The following is a 19,006-nucleotide window of genomic DNA, read 5'->3' on the forward strand; positions in this document are numbered from 1 at the left end:
GTCTCTACTCAGGCACGCGTAAAGGACCACTATGCGAATCTCCGTCATCGGCTGCGGCTACTTGGGGGCCGTGCATGCCGCGGCCATGGCCAAACTCGGGCATGACGTGGTCGGTATTGACGTGGACGAACGCAAGGTCTCCGAACTCCAAGCCGGCCGCGCCCCGTTCTTCGAGCCCGGGCTGCCCGAACTGCTCGCTGAGGTTCAGCAGACCGGCCGGCTGACGTTCAGCACCGAGATGGCCGACGCGGCCGGAGCCGCGGTGCACTTCGTGTGCGTGGGCACACCGCAGCGCAAAGGCGAGAACGCCGCCGACCTGCGCTATGTCGATGCCGCCTTCACGTCCCTGGCCGTGCACCTGCGCCCGGACGACGTGGTCGTCGGCAAGTCGACCGTGCCGGTGGGAACAGCATCACGGTTGGCAGAGGAAATCCGGGATATTGCCCCGGGGGCCATCCTGGCGTGGAACCCCGAGTTCCTGCGCGAAGGCCACGCCGTCAAGGACACGCTGACTCCGGACCGCTTTGTCTACGGTGTGCCTTCGGGTGCACCCGGTGAAGCCGCCACCGCGGCCATGGACCAGGTCTACGCGACGCCGCTGGCCGACGGGACTCCGCGGCTGGTGGTCGACTATGCCACCGCAGAGCTGGTCAAGGCCGCTGCAAACTCCTTCCTGGCCACCAAAATCTCCTTCATCAACGCGATGGCGGAAGTCTGCGAAGCCGCCGGCGCCGACGTCACCGCCCTGGCCGACGCGATCGGCATGGACGAGCGCATCGGGCGCAAATTCCTCAACGCCGGCGTCGGCTTCGGCGGCGGCTGCCTGCCCAAGGACATCCGGGCCTTCATGGCCCGGGCGGGCGAACTCGGCGCGGACCAGGCCCTGACATTTCTGCGTGAAGTGGATGCCATCAACATGCGCCGGCGCACGCGCGTGGTGGAACTGACCCGAGAGCTCTGCGGCGGGTCGCTGATCGGCAAACGCATCACCGTGCTCGGAGCCGCCTTCAAGCCGCAGTCCGACGACGTCCGTGATTCCCCCGCGCTATCGGTTGCCGCGCAACTGCAGCTGCAGGGTGCCACGGTAACCGTCACCGATCCGGAGGCGCTGGCCAACGCCAAGCAGCGTTTCCCGGAGCTCAGCTACGAACCGGATACCAAAACGGCCATCGCCCGTGCCCACGCGCTCGTGCTGCTGACGGAGTGGAACGAGTACCGCGAGCTGGACCCGGTCGCCGTCGGAAACCAAGTGGATGAAAAGAAAATCCTGGACGGACGCAACGTGCTGGACCCGGCAACGTGGCGCCAGGCCGGCTGGGCCTTCAAGGGCATCGGCCGCCCCTAGCGTTTTCCCAAGTCCGGCCTTCCAGAATGTGCCCGTACAGCCAGGTTGTGCGGGCCCATAGTCGTATCCGTTGACAGGGGCCCCGAACAGGAGCATCTTATGTAGATGGCCAGCGCGTGAAGCCGCCGACCCCGCATATCCACGGGTCCGTGCAGCATTGGCCGATGGGGGGACGTTGCATGATGGCTCGGAGGGGTCTTGCCCTGGTTGCGGCCGCGCTCGTTGGTGTGTCCGGCGTGGGCCTGTCTGTCGCCCCGGCCGCAGCAGCACCCGATCCCAGCCGGCACGTCTTCGAACCCGGCTCCGCCACCCTGCATGACGAGTATTTCCCTGACGCCGGGAACGGCGGCTACCAGGTGTCCCACTATGGACTGGATCTGCTGTACGACCCGCCCACGGACCGGCTGGAGGGCACCGCCACGATCACGGCACAGGCCACGCAGAACCTTTCGGCGTTCAGTCTGGACCTGGATGGCCTGGCCGTCGACTCCGTCAGCGTCGACGGGCGGGACGCACGGTTTGTCCGGACCGGCGCCAAGCTCGCCGTCACCCCCATCCGGGGTGTCCCGAACGGCGACCGCTTCACCGTGGTCGTGGCGTACTCCGGCACCCCCCGAACCCTCGCCCTCCCCGGTCCCGCCGGGTTCATCCATACCGACGACGGCGCCCTCGTCACCGGCCATCCGCTGAGTGCGCCAACTTGGTTTCCGGTGAACAACCATCCCAGCGACCGTGCCGGCTACACCTTCAGCATCTCGGTGCCCGACGGCTGGCAGGCGGTGGCCAACGGCTTGCCGGACGGCAGGGAGGCCGAGTCCGGCCGCACCGTCTACACCTGGAAGGCCGACGAGCCGCTGTCTCCGCATTTGGCGACCATCGCCGTCGGGCACTTTGACGTGGCGGAGCGCACCAAGGGCGGCATCAGCTACGTGGACGCCATGGATCCGGCGCTGAAGAAGGCGGTGGTCCCGCGCAACGGCGACGGGCTTGCCTGGTCGCAGAGCGACAATGCCAGCTACAAGCGGCTCACCCGCACCATCAGGGTGCCGGATGCCGGCGGTGAACTCTCGTTCTGGATGCTGCGGGACACGGAGCCCGGTTGGGACTATGCCTTCGTGGAGGCGCGCACGCCCGGCGGCAGCGATTGGACCACGCTGAAGGACACCACCGGACACGCTCGGGAGTCCACCGGCCATTCCTGTCCCGCGTGGCATCACGTGCACCCCTTCCTGAAGCACTACCAGACGGACGACGGCGGCGGTTCCTGCACCGCAGAAGGCGCCACCGGCCAATGGTGGGCGGCCACCGGCGCCAGCGACGGCTGGGAGCACTGGGAGTTCGACCTGGCAGATTACGCCGGCCAGGATGTGGAGCTGTCCATCACCTACGCCAGCGACATCACGGGACAGAACGACGGGGTCTTCGTCGAAGACATTAAGGTGCCGGGCGGCGGAGGGTCCACGTCCTTCGACAGCGACGGCGACCGCTGGGACGGCTGGAAAGCGCAGCCTGCACCGGACGGCAGCCCGGAGAACGCGAACGGCTGGACGGCCGGGTCCGCTGCTCCGCCGTCGCAGGCGTACAGGATCCAGCAGTCGCTGGACAGGCAGCCGCAGATCATGCAGTTCCTGTCCACCGTGTTCGGCAAGTATCCGCTCAAGAGCGCCGGCGGCATCATTGACCGTGCCGAGGACCTTGGCTTCGCCGTTCAAATGCAGGGTCGGCCGGTCTACCCCGTGGACGGCTTCTACAGCGAGGCCAGCGGAAATGCCATGATCGCCCGGGAGTTGGCGCACCAGTGGACCGACTCGCAATTGCCTCCACCGCGGTGGCAGGACAGCTGGCTCAACCAAGGCCTTGCTACCTATGCCGAGTGGCTCTGGAACGAACAGCAAGACCTGGGCAGCGCCGATGACACGTTCGATTTCTACGCCGGCATCCCGGCCGACGACGACTTCTGGCAGGTGCGGGTGTCGGATCCTGGCGTCGATCAACTTTTCGCCGGTAATGTCCAGACCCGGGCCGCCATGGCGCTGCATGCACTGCGGGAAACCGTGGGCGACAGAGACTTTTTCAGGCTCCTGAAGACCTGGGTCCGGAACGGATCGGGCAAGCCGGTCGATTTCGAAAAGCTGGCCGAGGATGTCACTGGCAAAGACCTCGCTGCACTCTTCAAGGCCTTTGTATCGACGGCTGGGAAACCAGGGGTTTTGTAGCGGCAAGGCGTCGCGGAGGGCAGGCCGGGAGCCACCTGTCAGCGACTCCATTCACCGGCTAGCCGTCTCCGGCTAACGGTCCTCGCCTAGCCGTCTGCTGCTAGCGGTCTTCGCCGAGGACGCGCAGGCCTTCTCGGTAGGCATCTGCCGTCAACTCGCCGCGGGCGAACCTTTGGTCGAGGATCTGTCGGGCGGTGCTCCGCCGGTGCGACTGCTGTATTTGACCGCCTGCTGCTGCCAAAGCATCTTCCACGTCGCGCGGTCTCAGCCCCATGAACGCACGTATCACCAGGACGGCCAGCAACGCCACAATCGCCAACAACAGCAGCCCAAACAGCCATGCCAAGCCCATATCTACCATGATGAAAGCACCCCTTCGATCACGACGGAACGATGGCTTTTCTACTCCGTTCCCCTAGGGTCAGGATACGCGTCCGGTCCGACAACCAACAGGGACGGGTACACCGAAGCGCCGCCTGTCTTCAGGGTTTTTGGCAGGCCGACATTCCGAAGCCCGGGGGCATTCCTACTCCGGCGAGGCAGCCTCATGGAGTGTCGTGCCCCATGGGAAATACTTCAGGGTCTTGTAGACGGGATCGCCGGCAACAGTTCCGTTCATGGGCTGGATCCGCAAGCGGTAATCTGCAAAGAATTCACCGCCGGTCTGGGAGAACGGCAGCTCAAAGTCGGCGCTGGTCGCCTGCACCCTCGTTTCAGCGCCCCAGCCGTTGGCGCCCTGCAGGGACACCTCGTAGGAGGTCGCGCCGGCCGATTCGTTCCAGCTGAAGGACACGTGCCGGCGGTCGTCGGCGGGCGCCCTGACTGCGTGCTTCACACTCGTCAACAGCCCCAGGGGCGGATGCTGTTTGGCGTCGTAGTAGCAGTTTTCCACGTTTGAGTGCTGGTACTCGTACGCCAAGTAGGCAGCATCGCCGGCGGAAGTCCCGTTCATCGGCTGGACCCGCAGGCTGTAAAGCCTGTAATAGGGTGCTTTTGTCCCGGCACCGTCGAGCGGATTGCCCAGGCGGTCGGAAGGAATGCGAGGCCTGCTGAAGGTGACCGATTCCCCTTTGACCTCGGCCGCAAGGTTGTAACGCGGATCGTCCGAGGTGAGCGTGACGTTGTAATGCGTGACGCTTGAGGCTCGGCTCCAACTGAAGGTGACGTCGACCTTGTCGCGGTTCTCCAACTCTGCCTTGGTTTTCCCCACCACGCATTGCACGGATTTCCTTCCCGGCCCTATGGGGCGGGGCTTTAGTTGGGCGCCGGCCACAACACGGGCAGCCCCGGATCCAGGCGGCGGCCCTGGCACCGGCCCCACCGTGATGTTCAGGGTGGCGGTGGCCGTCTGCTGCCACTTGGCCGCGGCGACGGGCACGCCGGCGCCGAGCAGAATGACCAGGAAAAATGCCACCAAGGCCGGCACAAAACCGGGCACAGCCATCAACCGCATCAGAAAATTAGGGCCTCCAGCGGAATCCGGCGCGTCGGGGTCTCGAGGTGTGCTCATGAACGCTTCCCTCGTTTCATCAGGACCAGGAACAGAATTCCCATCAGGCCCAAAGCCACCGCCAGCCACCCGCGGCTGTTGGCGGACACGTTGCCCGCAATCCAGGTGGCCGGCTGACTTGCGCGACCTGTTTCAGTCGCCGGCGCACCCGCCTCGGTACCGGGCAACGGGAACTCCTGGTCTTCGGCATCGGCAGTCACGACGGTGTCGAGGGCATGTTGGCCGTGCGGCTCACTGGGGCGGGTGGCGTCTGTACCGTTTCCGGTCAAGCCGGCGGCGCCCGCGCGACCGGGCCCGCTGACGGGACCGGCAGCCGCCTCGTCCGGCGGCGGGATGCTCGGGTTGGATCCGGTGCCTGCGGGGCAGGCGGCACGGGCCGCCTGTCCTCCCGCCGTCGCCTGCAACGTCACGGCCACATCCACGTCGGCGGTCTTGAGCCGGGTTTCGTTCGCAGCCTCTTGGTCGAGGCGCAGTGTCATGTCCAGGTGCAGGATCTCCCCCGCCTCGAGAATCCAGACGGTGTTGATACGGGAACAAGACCACGGCCCCGTCAGCGAGGCTTCGACGGCAGGTTCCTCGCCTGACTCGACCTGCAGGACCAGATTCCTGGCGATCTGCACGTCGGCGTCGCCGACGACGCCGGCCACGGTCAGGGCTCCGGCGTCACTGCCGTTGTTGCGAATCCACAGGCCGGCCGTCATGGATCCGCCGGGCACCAGCGGCGCATTCTGTTCAAACAACGGTGCCTGAAGCCGCGGTGCGAAATCCCGTCCGTCCAAGCTGATTTGCAGACGTTCATCGCCCGCGAATGCCGGACTGGCCGGCGCCAGAACCAGGAGGATCAACAGGACCGAAACCGAGGCGCGCCAGACACAGGGCCGTGGATCCTTTCGTCCGGTCATCACGCTAAATCCTGTTCTGTTCCCTGAGCGAACGGCGCGTCGGCAGCGCTTCCGTCTGCGACACGGCAGTGGTGCCGGCGCGGGCGTGGAGGTTGTCCCGCGCGTCCGTCTCCGGCTCGTTGTCCCCTCCTGCCGGATTGGACGGGGCCCCGGCGACCGCATCTGAGCTGCCTTGTTGTCTCCGCTGGCGGAGCCCGCGAAGCATCGCAAAGCCGCCATAGGCAATGAGCGCGAGGGCTGCAATCTGAACGAGGCTGCCGCGCCCGCCTTGTCCCATGGCGCTGGCAACATAGCCGACCGAGGGCACGGCATAGAACAGTTTGCCGCGGACCTGCACTTCCATGACGGGCATTTCGTCTTCCAGGGAGTTGTTATCCCCCTTTGTCACCAGCAGCCGCTCACCGTCCTGCGCCGTGATGACAGCGGTGACGCGGTGGGTGACGACGACGGGGCTGTTGGATTCCACCTGGTAGGTGATGACGTCGCCGGTACTCAGCTCTGCGAAAGGGACAGGCTTCACCACCAGAAACGTGCCGGGCGCGTATTTGGGCGCCATGGAGTTCGTCAGCACCGTGTATGTCTGAGACCCGGTAACCAGAGGTATAACGACCAGTACCAGTGCTGCCAGGGTTACCGTCAGGAAGGCCAGGTAGGTAAGTCCCCTGCCTATCAGGCGAACAACATGCATGGGCTTCTCTCTCACATCTGAGCGGCAGACAACGGAATGGAAATCGCTGTAGACGAACCCTCCAGTGCGGCCGGCACGTCATCGGCGAGTTTCACCTGGAAACAAAAGGCGCCCGCTTGCCCCTTGGCCAGGCGGAATGAAGGGAGCACTTCGGGGGCGGCCGTAAAAAGGGCGGGATCCGAGCAGGAGGCGAGATTTCCCGCAGCCGCGGATCGGACCTTGAGAAATCTGCCGAGCTCCTGCGATTCCATAATCGGCGCTACCGCCATCTTTGCCTCGACAGTGAAATTTGCACTTGCGTTGGTCTCGTTCGTCATGACGATGCCGGCATAGACAGTTCCGCCCGGGAGCAGGGCGCCCGCTGTCTTCGTGGACAGTGCCAGCGTCGCCGGAGCACCGTTGGCCAGCGTCATATCCATGTGCCGGCTTTCGTCCCCGCTGAGGGTGACTGTGAAGTCGGCGGCCTGGACGGTGCCGGCATCGGCCGACACGCTCGCATTCCAGAGGGCATAAGTAACTTGAACGGCGAGTAAACCCAGAAAAACCGCACCTGACATCAGCGCCGCTGCCGTCGCAAAACGCCGCATCCAACTCCCCCCCTGCCTCCCACTTGGCTGGAGCCGATGCCCAGCCGCCTGCTGACGGTCAAACCAGGCAACCGGCACCCGCTACCTCACGGGCGTAGGCGTAACCTGCTCAAGCTTGAATGCCACGTTGTTGAAGTCATACTTCGCGTTCACGCTCTGCCTCTGAGCAGTGTCCGCGTTGAAGGTAAAACTCACGGACGCTGTGATGCCCTCGACCGATTTCGAGAGGACGTTGGTCAGGTCAACGCCTTCCTTGGCCAGGGTGACTTCCGGCTTATTGATCGTCCCGTCGACGAAGGCTGCGTCGAGAACGTTCTTCCCGTTTTTCCCGTCCACGCTGAGTTTTGCCTTGAGAGCGTTGCCCTCCAGAACAACGTCCAGGTTCTGCTTGTAAGTCAGGGTCTCGCCGGGAACGATTCTGTGGGTTGCGAGGTCCACGGGGGCTTCCATCAGGTTGCTCGTCCAGATACCCTGCCCCGCTTTCAGGTTGAGGTTACCGGCCTGGATCGTGCCCATTTGTGCGGTCTGGTCCGCGTTCCAGGCTGCCAGCGTTCCGCCGCCGCCGAGGAGCAACAGCGCGCCGGCGCCGATCGCAATAGTGCCCTTAACCATCTTGTTCATCTTCGACCTCATGCTGTGCTGACCCGGTAGGACGTTCCTCCCGCTGCTTCAACTCTCATCGGCACAACCAAAGATGAACGGTTGCATGAGCCAAAGGTTCTCGAAATTCGTGGCTGGACGGCCGTGCGAACCTCAAGAATCACCTCCAACCTCAAGATCATGCAGTCGGAAGAGGATCGGAACACGCTGCAGACAACAAAACAACGACGCCGCCGTCCTACGACTGTCAGGCACCATCGGCCACGCGAGGGGTTGAACGTTACAAAGGAGCAGGGCATCGTAGCTAGGAAGGAGCCTGTGAGCTGGCCCACATAGCGGCTCAGACGTTCTTTCGACTGCACCCCAGGAATCGGCAGACACACAAGAAATGGGATAGATGGACACTCCGCAAGTAGCCGTTGTCATAGAAGATGACCAAGACATCCGGCGGCTCATCAGCAGTGTCCTCACCCAATCCGGTTTTTCGGTTCATGCTGCCGCCAGTGGCCAGGAGGGCGTAGCTGCGGTGAGGAAGTACTGTCCCAGTATCGTGACCCTGGACGTGGGGCTGCCGGACTTCGACGGTTTCGAGGCCGCACGGCAGATCCGCCTTTTCAGCGATGCCTACATCCTCATGCTCACGGCGCGGTCGAACGAAATCGACACCGTGTTGGGGTTTAAATCAGGCGCGGACGACTACATCAACAAACCGTTCCGACCGTTTGAACTGCGTGCCCGGGTTTCGGCCATGCTCCGCCGGGCCCGCAATACCGGGCCGCTGTCAACGCAGCCTCCCGCGGCCCTTGCAGTACCGACGGCTGTCCCTGCCGAGCAACCCGCGGCCCCCGCCCTTCGGCCGGCCACAGGAAAGGACGGCTGTGCCGCAAGCGCTGTTGCGCTCGGCACGTACGACCACAACGGCCTCTCGTTGGACTATCCGACCCGCACGGTAACCGTGGACGCGGCCGCGGTGGAGTTGACCCGGACGGAATTCGAATTGCTGTTGACCCTCATGGACGGCGGCCGCACCGTGCGCAGCAAGCAGGACTTGGTGCGGCGCCTGCGGTTTGAGGAGTTTGACACGGGCTCCTTTGTGTCGGAGGCCGACGAACGCGCCGTCGAGGTCCACATGGCCAACCTGCGCCGCAAACTCGGAGATGATCCGCGTTCGCCCCGGTGGCTGGAGACCGTTCGCGGATTCGGTTATCGGATGGCCCCGTCGGCTGTCGCCAGGTAATCGGCAGCAAGGCGCCGCATCGTCTCGTCGCCGCAGCTTCCGATCGGGTCCAGCAGATCCCGCGCGGTCGCCAAGCCAAGCCGGTTTCCCTCCGCGAATTCGGTGGCCAGCCTTTGAACCTGCCGGCCCCAAAACGACAGCCGCAGTGCCCCGGCTACGCTGCTGGCAGTCTTGAGGCTCAGGGAAACATCCATGACCTTGTCCAGATCCTGTTCCTGGACCGCCTGGGCCAGCCGCGTCCTCCGGAAATCCCACATGTCAATGTAGTCGGCCACGAACCTGCGGCAGGCGTGTTCGTCCCTCAGGTCCCTCGCCAGGGCATGCAGCACCGGCATCGAGACCACCGGCAGTTCGCAGGCGGCCAAGAGGAGGGACACCGCGGGTCGGCCAGGGCCCGTCTCGCGTAGGCGGGGCTGGTCAGGAAAACTCATAGGTGCCAGTCTGGCCCCGGCAGCTCAGGAAGCCGGGCGGCGCAGCCCGAAGATCGGCCAAAGGAAAGCTGAACGAGGCGGCAGGCCGTTCACACCGCGGGCGAACCGACGGGCTTCCCGACACGACAAAGGAAGATGCCCGGATTTCCGCGCCGGCTACCTAAGATGGCTATGCCACGTCTGTGCGTACCACACCCGTTCCTGATGGCTGAAAGGCCAGTAATGCCTAATCCTGCCCAAGACACTCAACTGCCGAGCCGGCGCGACGTTCGCACGGGGGCAGCCGAGCCCGCGCCGCCGACGGGCATGATTCCGGTGATCCCGCTCGTGTCCAAGCCGTCCGGTGACCCGTATCCCGCCCGGCGGGAGTTGCGCACCGGCCTCATCCAAGTAGTGGCACCGGCGGACGGTCAAGCGGCCGGTCCTGCGAAGTATGTGCGCATCGAGAAGCCGCAGTCCGGTATTCGGTCCGCGCAGCGCCCCAAAGCACCCCGAAAGACGGTCAGGACCGCCTGGGTCGCCAGCACCGTCGTCGTGCTGGCTGCCGTCGCCGTCTTGTGGTTCGCGTTCTTGCGGTAGGCCCTTCCTAGTCCTCCCCCGACGTGAGCTTGGCCAGGAGTGCAGCAAGTTGGGAGCGCTCGGCTGCCGTCAGGGCGCCAAAATACTTCTCCGCATGCCTCACTTGGACCTCCCGGATGGCCTGTCCTATCTCCCGCCCAGCCGCGCTCAGGACGACCACCGTGGCCCTGCGGTCCGCCGGATCAGGCTCCCGCGAGCACCAGCCCCTCTCCTGCAGGCCATCGACGATGTCCGTCGCCGACCGCGGTGCTATCCGAAGCCGCTCGGAAAGTTCACCCAACCGCAGCGGGCCGTGCTGGCGGAGCATGCGCAGTGCCCTCGCTTGTGACGGGGCGACGCCGAGCGGGGCCATGCCCTCCCGGGCGCCCCTCCTGAGTTGACGCGACACTGCCCAGAACGCGTCCAGTAAACTTTCATCTGCCACGGGAATAGGCTACCAAGTTTTCCTGTTGTAACCTCATATTGAGGTAACCTCAGCAATGCGGGCGGCGCACGTTGCCCCCTTCATCACGGATCGAGGTGGTTCCGACGGAAACCTTCGGAATGCCCGCCGGCCGCGGGCCCGTAAGGGAGCCGACGGCCGCAGAAAAAGAACAAGCCCGGCACGTACCGCTAAAGCGGATCGCCGCCCTGTTCCGCCCGTACCGGGGACAACTGGCCCTCGTCACCTGCATCATCGTCGCTTCCTCTGCCGCCGCCATGGCCTCGCCGTTCCTCCTGCGCGCGGTGATCGACACGGCCCTGCCCCGCCAGCAGCTCCCGCTGCTGGCTTGGCTGACCGCCGGGATGCTGGTTGTCGCTGCGGTCACGGCCCTGTTCGGCGTTTTGCAGACGTGGATTGCCACCCGGGTGGGCCAACGCGTCATGCACAGCCTGCGGACCGAGGTCTTCGCGCACCTCCAGCGCCAGTCCGTCGGCTTCTTCACGCGGACACGCAGCGGGGAAATCCAGTCCCGCATCACACACGACATCGGCGGCATGCAATCGGTGGTCACCTCGACCGCAACAGGGATTGCCACCAACCTGACCACCGTCGTCGCCACGGCAGTGGCCATGGCGGCGCTGTCCTGGCAGCTGTCACTGATCTCGCTGCTGGTCATGCCGCCGGCCGTTGTGCTGACCCGCAAGGTGGCCAAGGTGCGCCGGGAGCTGACCGCGCGCCGCCAGCGGGAACTGGCCGACATGAATGTGACCATCGAAGAATCGCTCTCGGTCAGCGGAATCCAGCTGAGTAAGACGCTGGGCACCGCAGACGACCTGGCCGCCCGGTTTTCCGCCTCGTCGGAGCGGCTGACCGACCTGGAACTTCGTTCCGAATTGGCCGGGCGCTGGCGGATGGCAACCATGAGCATCATCTTTGCCGCCGTCCCCGCCGTCATCTACTTCGCCGCCGGCCTGCCGGGGGCGGCAGGGAACATCAGCATCGGCACGGTAGTGGCGTTCACGGCGCTGCAGGGCGGCCTTTTCCGGCCGTTGCTCGGACTATTGAACGTGACGATCACCGTCACCAGCTCGTTGGCGCTCTTCGCCCGGATTTTCGAGTATCTGGACCTGCCGGTGGAGATCGCCGAGCCAGCCTCCCCCGCCCCGGTGGATCCGTCGAAGGTCGCCGGCCATGTCCGCTTCGAGAACGTCAGCTTCAGCTATCCGGACAGCGGGACACCGGCCATCGAGCATGTGGACCTGACTGTCCCCGCCGGTTCCACCCTGGCCCTGGTCGGCCCGACCGGATCCGGAAAGAGCAGCCTGGCCGCCCTGGTGGCCCGCCTACAGGATCCGACGGAAGGTCGCGTCACCATCGACGGCGTCGACCTCCGCTCCCTGCGCCTGGCCGACCTGGCCGCCATTGTGGGAGTGGTCAGCCAGGACACCTATTTGCTCCACACCACGGTGCGGGAGAACCTGCGCTACGCCAAGCCGGATGCCAGCGATGCCGACATCGAGCAGGCCGCACGGGACGCCCAAATCCACGACCACATCGCGGCGCTGCCGGATGGTTACGACACCGTCGTCGGGTCCCGCGGGCACCGGTTCTCGGGCGGCGAGAAGCAACGGATTGCCATCGCCCGGACCCTGCTGCGCAATCCCCCGGTGCTGGTGCTGGACGAGGCAACCAGCGCACTGGATACCCAGACCGAACACGCTGTCCAGCAGGCCTTCGACCGGCTGGCCGCCGGCCGCACCACCATCACCATCGCCCACCGGCTCTCGACTGTTCGGAATGCCGACCAGATCGCCGTCCTCGAGGCCGGCCGGATCGTCGAACAGGGAACGCACGAGTCCCTGCTCGACGCCGACGGCCGGTATGCGGCGCTGGCGGCCTAGCCACCCGCGCCGTTACTCCTTGAACACCGCGTCGATGACGCCCTGCGCCCATTCAAGGATGGCCAGGTCGGCCAGGTCCTTGCCGCCGATCCGGGCGGTCTTTGGCTTGGGGACGAGGATGAAGTCCAGCGCCGGCTTCACCTGCGACCCGGGGTACATGCGGTTCAGCCGCATCACCTTGGACTCCGGCAGCGCCGCGGGCGCGAACTTGATGAAGTTGCCCTGCACCGCCACGTCGGTCAGCCCGGCGGCGCGGGCCTCGACGCGGAAGCGCGCCACCGCCACGAGATTCCGGACGGGCTCGGGCAGCTCGCCGTAGCGGTCGGTGAGCTCGGCCACCACTTCGTCGATGGCTTCGTGTGTACTTGCCTGGGCGAGCTTCCGGTAGGCCTCCAGGCGCAGGCGCTCCCCCGGCACGTAATCGTGCGGCAGGTGCGCGTTGACGGGCAGTTCGATCTTCATTTCGGCGACCTTCTGCTCCGTTTCGCCGCGGAAATCCGCCACCGCCTCGCCGACCAGCCGGATGTAAAGATCAAAACCGACGCCGGCAATGTGCCCGGACTGTTCCCCGCCCAGCAGGTTGCCCGCGCCACGGATCTCCAAATCCTTCAGTGCCAGCTGCATGCCCGCGCCCAGCTCGTTGTGCGCGGCCACGGCTTTCAGCCGCTCGAGGGCAACTTCGCCCAGTGGTTTCTCTGCGTCGAACAGGAAATAGGCGTACGCCCGTTCCCGTCCGCGGCCCACCCGCCCGCGCAGCTGGTGCAGCTGGGAAAGGCCGTACCGGTCCGCCCGGTCAACGATCAGGGTGTTCGCATTGGAAATATCCAGCCCGGTCTCGATGATCGTGGTGCAGACCAGGACGTCAAAGCGCTTCTCCCAGAAGTCAACAATGATCTGCTCCAGCCGTGACTCGCTCATTTGCCCGTGCGCCACTTCCACCCGCGCCTCGGGCACCAGCTCCCGGATCCGCGCCGCCTGCCGCTCGATCGACGACACCCGATTGTGCACGAAGAAGACCTGGCCCTCGCGCATCAGCTCGCGCCGGATGGCAGCGGTCGTCTGCTTGTCGGTGTACGGGCCGACATAGGTCAGCACCGGATGGCGCTCCTCCGGCGGGGTGGCCAGCGTGGAGGTCTCGCGGATGCCGGTCAGGGACATCTCCAGGGTGCGCGGGATCGGCGTCGCGGACATGGCCAGGACGTCCACGTTGGTGCGCATCTTCTTCAACGCTTCCTTGTGCTCGACGCCGAAGCGCTGCTCCTCGTCCACGATGACCAGTCCCACGTCCTTGAACTGGACCTCCTTGGACAGCAGCCGGTGCGTTCCGATGACGACGTCGATGCTGCCGTTCTTGATGCCTTCCATCGTGTCCTTGGCTTCCTTGGGGGTCTGGAAGCGGGACAACGCCTTGACCCTAACGGGGAACCCGGAGAAGCGTTCGCTGAACGTCTCGAAGTGCTGCTGGGACAGCAAGGTGGTGGGAACCAGGACGGCGACCTGCTTGCCGTCCTGGACCGCCTTGAACGCGGCCCGCACCGCGATCTCGGTCTTGCCGTAGCCCACGTCGCCCGAGATCAGCCGGTCCATCGGGACTTCCCGCTCCATGTCCGCCTTGACCTCGTTGATGGTGGTCAACTGGTCGGGCGTCTCGATGTAGGGGAAGGCTTCTTCCAGCTCGCGCTGCCACGGGGTGTCCGGTCCGAAGGCGTGCCCCCGGGAGGCCATCCGGGCCGAGTACAGCCGGATCAGTTCGCCTGCAATCTCCTTGACCGCCTTGCGGGCCTGGCTCTTGGTCTTGGCCCAATCGGAGCCGCCCATCTTGGACAGGACGGGGGTCTCGCCACCCACGTACCGGGTGACCTGGTCCAACTGGTCCGTCGGCACGAACAGCCGGTCCCCGGGGGCGCCGCGCTTGGACGAGGCATATTCCAGCACCAGGTATTCGCGCATGGCCTTGGTGGGTCCGGCACCGGTGGAGCGCTGCACCAGTTCAATGAACTTGCCCACGCCGTGCTGCTCGTGCACCACATAGTCGCCCTCGGTCAGCTGCAGCGGATCCACGGCGTTGCGCCGCCGCGACGGCATCTTCCGCATGTCCTTGGTAGAGCGTGCGGTGGCCCGGCCCAGCAGGTCGGCTTCGGTCAGCAGGCCGAGCTTCAGCCCGTCGAAAACGAATCCCTTGCCCGTGCTGGCCGTGGTGATTTCGATGATCCCGGGCTGCGGCTCGTTCTCCAGCGATTCGACGCGGGAGGCCGGGATCTGGGCATCGTGGAAGAGTTCGGCCATGCGGGCGGCGGGGCCCGGGCCTTCGGTCGCCACGACCACACGCCACTGGTCGCGCACGCGGGAACCGATGAACTCCATCATTTCGGCCACATCGCCCTGGTAGCCCCTGGGTTCCCTGGCCGCGATGGTCAACGTGTCGATGTCCAGCACCGTTTCGTCGTCCGGATTGAACGAAGTGATGGACCACCACGACACCTGCTGTTCCGCGGCCGCAGCCCGGGTGTCCCCCAGCGACCGGAAGCCGGCCTGCTCCAGATCCCCCTGCAGCGCCAGGTCCAGCGGTGCGTCCCCGCCCTCGGAAGCCGTCGCCCACGCGGCGGCCAGGAACTCGTCGTTCGTCGTCTCGAGGTCATGGGCGCGGCCGCGCACCTTTTCCGGTTCGATGACGACGGCGATGGAACCGGGCGGAAGCTCCCCGATGAACGGCACCATGGCGTCCACCAGCACCGGCGACAGCGATTCCATGCCTTCGACGGCGACGCCCCCGGCGATCTTCTCCAGCATGTCGGCCGCCGCCGGCATCTGCCCCTTCAGTTTGGCGGCGCGGCTCATGACCGAAGGCGTGATCAACAGCTCCCGGCACGGCGGCGCGTACAGCTGGGCGGGGTGCTTGACGTTCTCCCCGGCCAGGGAGCGCTGGTCGGCAACGGCGAACCAGCGCATCGATTCGACCTCGTCGCCGAAGAACTCGATCCGGACCGGGTGGTCGTCGGTGGGCGAAAAGACGTCCAAGATCCCGCCGCGCACGGCAAACTCCCCGCGCCGGCTCACCATGTCCACCCGGGCGTAGGCGGCTTCGGACAACCGCCGGACCACGTCGGTGAAGGCGACCTCGTCGCCCACCGTAAGCGAGACAGGCTGCAAATCCCCCAGTCCCTGCACGAGCGGCTGAAGCACCGCGCGCACCGGCGCCACCACCACCCGCAGCGGCGCCGCCCCGTCGTCGTGCTTCAGCCGGCGCAGCACCGATAGCCTGCGGCCCACCGTGTCCGACCGCGGCGACAGGCGCTCATGCGGCAACGTCTCCCAGCTGGGGAACTCCTCGATCGACTCATCCGGCAAGTAGCTGCGCAGCGCCGCCGCCAGGTCTTCGGTTTCCCGCCCGGTCGCCGTCACCGCCAGCACGACGCCGGGCCCGGACCCGTCGCCCGGCGCGGCCCCCTCGCCGGCGCCCGCCTCCAGCCCTTGCACCATTTCGGCCAGCAGGGCGGCCCGCAGCCCGGGCGGCGCACCGATCTGCAGATCCTCGCTGCGCTCTGCCACGGGCCGGGCCGACTGCAGCCGTACCTTCGCGAACGATTCGTCTTGGGCGAGGGCTGTGCGCAGTCCGTTCAGGCTCATTGTGTTCCATCTTCTTCCGGTCGGGCGCAACACGAATACCCTCCAGTTCGGCGCACCTGGATCCGGCGCAACTGAGGGTCAGGGACCAACTTTACCGCGCACAGTAGGATGGATGCTGGCCCAACCAGTTCCGACAAACCGGGAGTCTTCATGGCGCTCAGCGCTTCCACCACCCTGCCCTATCCCGCAGCCAAGGTCACCGAAACCTTCACCGACGAGGCGTTCCTGCGCCACATCAGCGAGTTGGTCGGCGGCACGCTGGAGTCCGTGCAGCGCGACGGCGATGTTGCGGGCGCCTTCACGCTGACCGTGGTCCGCAAGGTTCCCAGCGCGCGGCTGCCGGAGATCGCGAAGAAGATGCTCGGTGACTCGCTCACCGTCACCCAGACCGAACGGTGGCAGGCGCCGGCGGCCGACGGTTCCCGCACCGCCGACGTCAGCATGAAGGTGGCCGGTGCCCCGGTGGACGTCACCGCGGTCCAGCAGCTCGTGGCCGACGGCGGCTCCACGCGGGTGGACCTCAGCGGAGACGTGAAGTCTTCGATCCCGTTCCTGGGCGGCAAGATCGCCGCCGCCGCCGAGCCGATGCTCGGCAAGGCCTTGAACATCCAGGCGCAGCAGGCCGAGGCCTGGCTGTCCGGCCGCGCCTGATCCGGGAGCCGCTGCAGTGAATATTCCGGCTGTCCTGGCCTGGGTGCTGATCCTTGCCGGCGTCTGGGCTTTGCTTGTCTGGGCCCCGCATCTTGTCCGTGTGTGGAAGGATCCCCGCTCCACAGACGACAAGGGCGCCATGACCCGCTACTTCACCATGGAATTCATGAAGGCGACCACCTCCATGATCCTGGGCATCGCCACGCTGGTGATCGGCGCCCGCGGACTGGCGGGCTAGGCACCACGCTTAGAGGCCACAGGAGGGGCCGGGCGGCGCATGACGCGCCGCCCGGCCCCTTGTGCATCCGGTCAGTTCGCCGCCAGCAAGGCTTCCTCCAGCGCCACCCAGGCGAGCATGGCGCACTTCACCCGCGCCGGATACTTGGAGACGCCGGAAAACGCGGCCGCATCGCCGAGGATTTCTTCGTCGGCCTCAACACTCCCCCGCGAGCGCATCAGTTCGCGGAAGCTGTCCACCACCTTCAGCAGCTCCTCCCGCTCCATGCCCTGCGCCAGGTCGCTCAGCACCGACGCGGAGGCCATCGAGATGGAGCAGCCCTGCCCGTCCCAGCTGACGTCGGAGAGCATGGTCGCGGCGCCGTCCTCGTGCACGGCGGCGCGGAGCGTGATTTCGTCGCCGCAGGTGGGGTTGAGCATGTGCGACTCGCCGGACTTGTCTCCCGGCGGCGGATCCGCCAGGGGCGCCCCGTGCCGTTTCTTGGCGTGCTCCAGGATGATCTGCTGGTACAGCTGCTGCAGTTCAGCACTCACGTCAGTTAACTCCAAAGAACGGGCGGACCCCGGCGACGGCGTCCAGGAAGGCGTCGACATCGTCGGTGGTGTTGTACAGATATGTGCTGACCCGGGTGGTGGCCACCAGGCCGAGGCGCCGGTGCAGCGGCTGCGCGCAGTGGTGGCCGACGCGCACGGCGATGCCCTTGTCGTCCAGGAACTGGCCGACATCGTGGGCGTGGACCCCCTCGACGTCGAAGGCGGCCAGACCGATCCGTTCGGCCCCGGCGGCCGGGCCGAGCACCCGGACACCGTCGACGGCGGAGAGTCCGGCCACCAGCCGCTGCCCCAGTTCGGCCTCCCAAGCATGGATCCGGTCCATGCCCGTCTCCTGGAGGTAGTCGACCGCCGCGGCCAACGCCACCGCCTGCGAGATGCGCTGGGTCCCGGCTTCGAAGCGTTGCGGGGACGGCAGATAGTCTGCCTGTTCCATGGTCACGGTGGTGATCATGGAGCCGCCGGTCAGGAACGGCGGCATGGCGTTGAGCAGCTCCGCCTTGCCGTACAGCACGCCGATGCCGGTGGGACCGAGCATCTTGTGCCCGGAGAAGGCGGCGAAGTCCACGTCCAGCGCCTTCACGTCCACGGCCATGTGCGGCACTGACTGACAGGCATCGAGCACGACGACGGCGCCCGCCTTGCGGGCAAGCTTCACCAGGTCCTCCACCGGGTTGATGGTCCCCAGCACATTGGAGGCATGGGTGAACGCCACAACCTTGGTGCGCGGGCCGATGACGTGCGCCGCCTCGTCGAGGCGCAGCGCACCGGCGTCGTCCACCGGGATGAAGCGCAAGGTGGCGCCGGTGCGGAAGGCGAGCTCCTGCCAGGGGATCAGGTTGGCGTGGTGCTCCATCTCGGTAACCACCAGCTCGTCGCCGGGCCCCAGCGCGAAACGCGACGCGGCCGCCCCGCCGCGGCCGGCGCTGGCGTTGGAAAAGGCATAGGCGACCAGGTTGATGGCTTCGGTGGCATTGGAGGTCCAGACCACCTCGTCGATGCCGGCATTGATGAAACCGGCGACGGTTTCCCGCGCGTTCTCGAAAGCGTCGGTGGCGGAGACGGCCAGCATATGCGCACCCCGGTGCACAGCGGCGTTCCGCTGTTCGTAGTACTCCTGTTCGGCCTCCATGACGGAGAGCGGATTCTGCGAGGTGGCGCCCGAATCCAGGTACACCAGCGGCGAACCGTTCACCTGCTGGTCGAGGATGGGAAAGTCGTTGCGGATGCGCCGCGCTTCAGCGTTGTCGATCATGCCGGCGGCATGCTTGAGGGTTGCGGGGGTGGATACCACAGACACCTGAGGTGCTCCTTGGATCGATGGCTGGAACCGGTTTGTCCCGCTATTGGCCGACAATACGCAAGACAAGTCTGCGCTAATCATCCCACTTCAGCGGGTGCGGGGTCACCTGAGCCATGCCTTACCCGCGGGCCCCGGTCACCGCGGGCGGCGGCGAAACTGTCGTCGGTCCGCCCTTATCGGCTATATACAAACCCCTGCGGATTCGTTAGAAACGAA

18 protein-coding genes are annotated in these 19,006 nt (G+C 66.0%); 7 read left to right on the forward strand and 11 right to left on the reverse strand.

Going from position 1 to position 19,006, the window contains the following annotated elements; genetic code table 11:
* Positions 1–31 precede the first annotated feature (31 nt).
* Entirely contained in the window at positions 32–1,345 is a 1,314-nt protein-coding gene (locus AC5RWG_RS14120; protein ID WP_494014289.1) for a UDP-glucose dehydrogenase family protein, read from the forward strand.
* A 179-nt stretch (positions 1,346–1,524) separates the two neighbouring features.
* Positions 1,525–3,561: a M1 family aminopeptidase gene (locus AC5RWG_RS14125; RefSeq protein WP_494167195.1), complete on the forward strand. Its 2,037-nt coding sequence runs from the start codon at positions 1,525–1,527 to the stop codon at positions 3,559–3,561.
* A gap of 100 nt (positions 3,562–3,661) precedes the next feature.
* On the opposite strand, the gene AC5RWG_RS14130 is transcribed toward AC5RWG_RS14125, so the two are convergent.
* The 6 genes from AC5RWG_RS14130 to AC5RWG_RS14155 all read right to left on the reverse strand — a co-directional run bounded on the left by AC5RWG_RS14130 (position 3,662) and on the right by AC5RWG_RS14155 (position 7,869).
* Positions 3,662–3,922, reverse strand: coding sequence for an SHOCT domain-containing protein (locus AC5RWG_RS14130; protein ID WP_494023716.1), 261 nt, complete (start codon positions 3,920–3,922; stop codon positions 3,662–3,664).
* Positions 3,923–4,087: 165 nt separating this feature from the next.
* Positions 4,088–5,071: a hypothetical protein gene (locus tag AC5RWG_RS14135; protein ID WP_494167196.1), complete on the reverse strand. Its 984-nt coding sequence runs from the start codon at positions 5,069–5,071 to the stop codon at positions 4,088–4,090.
* A complete protein-coding gene (locus tag AC5RWG_RS14140) occupies positions 5,068–5,811 on the reverse strand; it encodes a hypothetical protein (protein WP_494023714.1) in 744 nt (247 codons plus the stop codon). The genes AC5RWG_RS14135 and AC5RWG_RS14140 overlap by 4 nt, the downstream gene beginning before the upstream one ends.
* Positions 5,812–5,977: 166 nt before the next feature.
* The gene (locus AC5RWG_RS14145; RefSeq protein WP_494167197.1) at positions 5,978–6,661 is read right to left on the reverse strand and encodes a signal peptidase I; all 684 of its coding nucleotides are present in this window, start codon (positions 6,659–6,661) and stop codon (positions 5,978–5,980) included.
* An 11-nt stretch (positions 6,662–6,672) separates the two neighbouring features.
* Complete coding sequence (locus tag AC5RWG_RS14150) at positions 6,673–7,248, reverse strand: SipW-dependent-type signal peptide-containing protein (RefSeq protein ID WP_494167198.1); 576 nt, start codon at positions 7,246–7,248, stop codon at positions 6,673–6,675.
* Positions 7,249–7,329: 81 nt separating this feature from the next.
* Entirely contained in the window at positions 7,330–7,869 is a 540-nt protein-coding gene (locus AC5RWG_RS14155; RefSeq protein WP_494167199.1) for an alternate-type signal peptide domain-containing protein, read from the reverse strand.
* A 376-nt stretch (positions 7,870–8,245) separates the two neighbouring features.
* Between AC5RWG_RS14155 and AC5RWG_RS14160 the strand changes: the two genes are divergently transcribed.
* Positions 8,246–9,085 carry a response regulator transcription factor gene (locus AC5RWG_RS14160; protein WP_494023710.1) on the forward strand — a complete coding sequence of 280 codons (840 nt, stop codon included), beginning with the start codon at positions 8,246–8,248 and terminating at the stop codon, positions 9,083–9,085.
* Here the strand turns inward: AC5RWG_RS14160 and AC5RWG_RS14165 are convergent.
* Positions 9,052–9,516 carry a hypothetical protein gene (locus AC5RWG_RS14165; RefSeq protein ID WP_494167200.1) on the reverse strand — a complete coding sequence of 155 codons (465 nt, stop codon included), beginning with the start codon at positions 9,514–9,516 and terminating at the stop codon, positions 9,052–9,054. The two genes, AC5RWG_RS14160 and AC5RWG_RS14165, sit on opposite strands and share 34 nt — an antisense overlap.
* A gap of 222 nt (positions 9,517–9,738) precedes the next feature.
* Here AC5RWG_RS14165 and AC5RWG_RS14170 point away from each other — a divergent pair, with 222 nt between their 5' ends.
* Entirely contained in the window at positions 9,739–10,095 is a 357-nt protein-coding gene (locus tag AC5RWG_RS14170) for a hypothetical protein (RefSeq protein ID WP_494014298.1), read from the forward strand.
* A 7-nt stretch (positions 10,096–10,102) separates the two neighbouring features.
* Here AC5RWG_RS14170 and AC5RWG_RS14175 read toward each other — a convergent pair whose 3' ends face one another.
* Positions 10,103–10,519 (reverse strand): MarR family winged helix-turn-helix transcriptional regulator, encoded by a 417-nt coding sequence (locus AC5RWG_RS14175; RefSeq protein WP_494014299.1) that lies wholly within the window; start codon positions 10,517–10,519, stop codon positions 10,103–10,105.
* A gap of 119 nt (positions 10,520–10,638) precedes the next feature.
* On the opposite strand from AC5RWG_RS14175, the gene AC5RWG_RS14180 reads away from it, so the two are divergent.
* A complete protein-coding gene (locus AC5RWG_RS14180) occupies positions 10,639–12,420 on the forward strand; it encodes an ABC transporter ATP-binding protein (RefSeq protein WP_494014389.1) in 1,782 nt (593 codons plus the stop codon).
* A 12-nt stretch (positions 12,421–12,432) separates the two neighbouring features.
* On the opposite strand, the gene mfd is transcribed toward AC5RWG_RS14180, so the two are convergent.
* Positions 12,433–16,047 carry a transcription-repair coupling factor gene (gene mfd / locus AC5RWG_RS14185; protein WP_494014300.1) on the reverse strand — a complete coding sequence of 1,205 codons (3,615 nt, stop codon included), beginning with the start codon at positions 16,045–16,047 and terminating at the stop codon, positions 12,433–12,435.
* 150 nt (positions 16,048–16,197) lie between these two features.
* Between mfd and AC5RWG_RS14190 the strand changes: the two genes are divergently transcribed.
* Together AC5RWG_RS14190 and AC5RWG_RS14195 are read left to right on the forward strand one after the other, a co-directional pair.
* Positions 16,198–16,698, forward strand: coding sequence for a DUF2505 domain-containing protein (locus AC5RWG_RS14190; protein ID WP_494014301.1), 501 nt, complete (start codon positions 16,198–16,200; stop codon positions 16,696–16,698).
* 16 nt (positions 16,699–16,714) lie between these two features.
* A complete protein-coding gene (locus tag AC5RWG_RS14195) occupies positions 16,715–16,936 on the forward strand; it encodes an SCO4848 family membrane protein (protein WP_494014302.1) in 222 nt (73 codons plus the stop codon).
* A gap of 71 nt (positions 16,937–17,007) precedes the next feature.
* On the opposite strand, the gene sufU is transcribed toward AC5RWG_RS14195, so the two are convergent.
* Both sufU and AC5RWG_RS14205 read right to left on the reverse strand, forming a co-directional pair.
* Positions 17,008–17,469 carry a Fe-S cluster assembly sulfur transfer protein SufU gene (gene sufU / locus AC5RWG_RS14200; protein WP_494014303.1) on the reverse strand — a complete coding sequence of 154 codons (462 nt, stop codon included), beginning with the start codon at positions 17,467–17,469 and terminating at the stop codon, positions 17,008–17,010.
* Position 17,470: 1 nt separating this feature from the next.
* Positions 17,471–18,787 (reverse strand): cysteine desulfurase, encoded by a 1,317-nt coding sequence (locus AC5RWG_RS14205; protein ID WP_494014304.1) that lies wholly within the window; start codon positions 18,785–18,787, stop codon positions 17,471–17,473.
* Between the last annotated feature and the right edge of the window lie 219 nt (positions 18,788–19,006).

It is taken from the genome of Arthrobacter sp. Y3221160 (assembly GCF_059092585.1).

Bases quoted from the DNA above. Each gene is read 5' to 3' on its own strand.
- AC5RWG_RS14120 (WP_494014289.1), top strand. From the start codon at position 32: ATGCGAATCTCCGTCATCGGCTGCGGCTACTTGGGGGCCGTGCATGCC.
- AC5RWG_RS14125 (WP_494167195.1), top strand. From the start codon at position 1,525: ATGATGGCTCGGAGGGGTCTTGCCCTGGTTGCGGCCGCGCTCGTTGGT.
- AC5RWG_RS14130 (WP_494023716.1), bottom strand. From the start codon at position 3,922: ATGGTAGATATGGGCTTGGCATGGCTGTTTGGGCTGCTGTTGTTGGCG.
- AC5RWG_RS14135 (WP_494167196.1), bottom strand. From the start codon at position 5,071: ATGAGCACACCTCGAGACCCCGACGCGCCGGATTCCGCTGGAGGCCCT.
- AC5RWG_RS14145 (WP_494167197.1), bottom strand. From the start codon at position 6,661: ATGCATGTTGTTCGCCTGATAGGCAGGGGACTTACCTACCTGGCCTTC.
- AC5RWG_RS14150 (WP_494167198.1), bottom strand. From the start codon at position 7,248: ATGCGGCGTTTTGCGACGGCAGCGGCGCTGATGTCAGGTGCGGTTTTT.
- AC5RWG_RS14155 (WP_494167199.1), bottom strand. From the start codon at position 7,869: ATGAACAAGATGGTTAAGGGCACTATTGCGATCGGCGCCGGCGCGCTG.
- AC5RWG_RS14160 (WP_494023710.1), top strand. From the start codon at position 8,246: ATGGACACTCCGCAAGTAGCCGTTGTCATAGAAGATGACCAAGACATC.
- AC5RWG_RS14165 (WP_494167200.1), bottom strand. From the start codon at position 9,516: ATGAGTTTTCCTGACCAGCCCCGCCTACGCGAGACGGGCCCTGGCCGA.
- AC5RWG_RS14170 (WP_494014298.1), top strand. From the start codon at position 9,739: ATGCCTAATCCTGCCCAAGACACTCAACTGCCGAGCCGGCGCGACGTT.
- AC5RWG_RS14180 (WP_494014389.1), top strand. From the start codon at position 10,639: ATGCCCGCCGGCCGCGGGCCCGTAAGGGAGCCGACGGCCGCAGAAAAA.
- mfd (WP_494014300.1), bottom strand. From the start codon at position 16,047: ATGAGCCTGAACGGACTGCGCACAGCCCTCGCCCAAGACGAATCGTTC.
- AC5RWG_RS14190 (WP_494014301.1), top strand. From the start codon at position 16,198: ATGGCGCTCAGCGCTTCCACCACCCTGCCCTATCCCGCAGCCAAGGTC.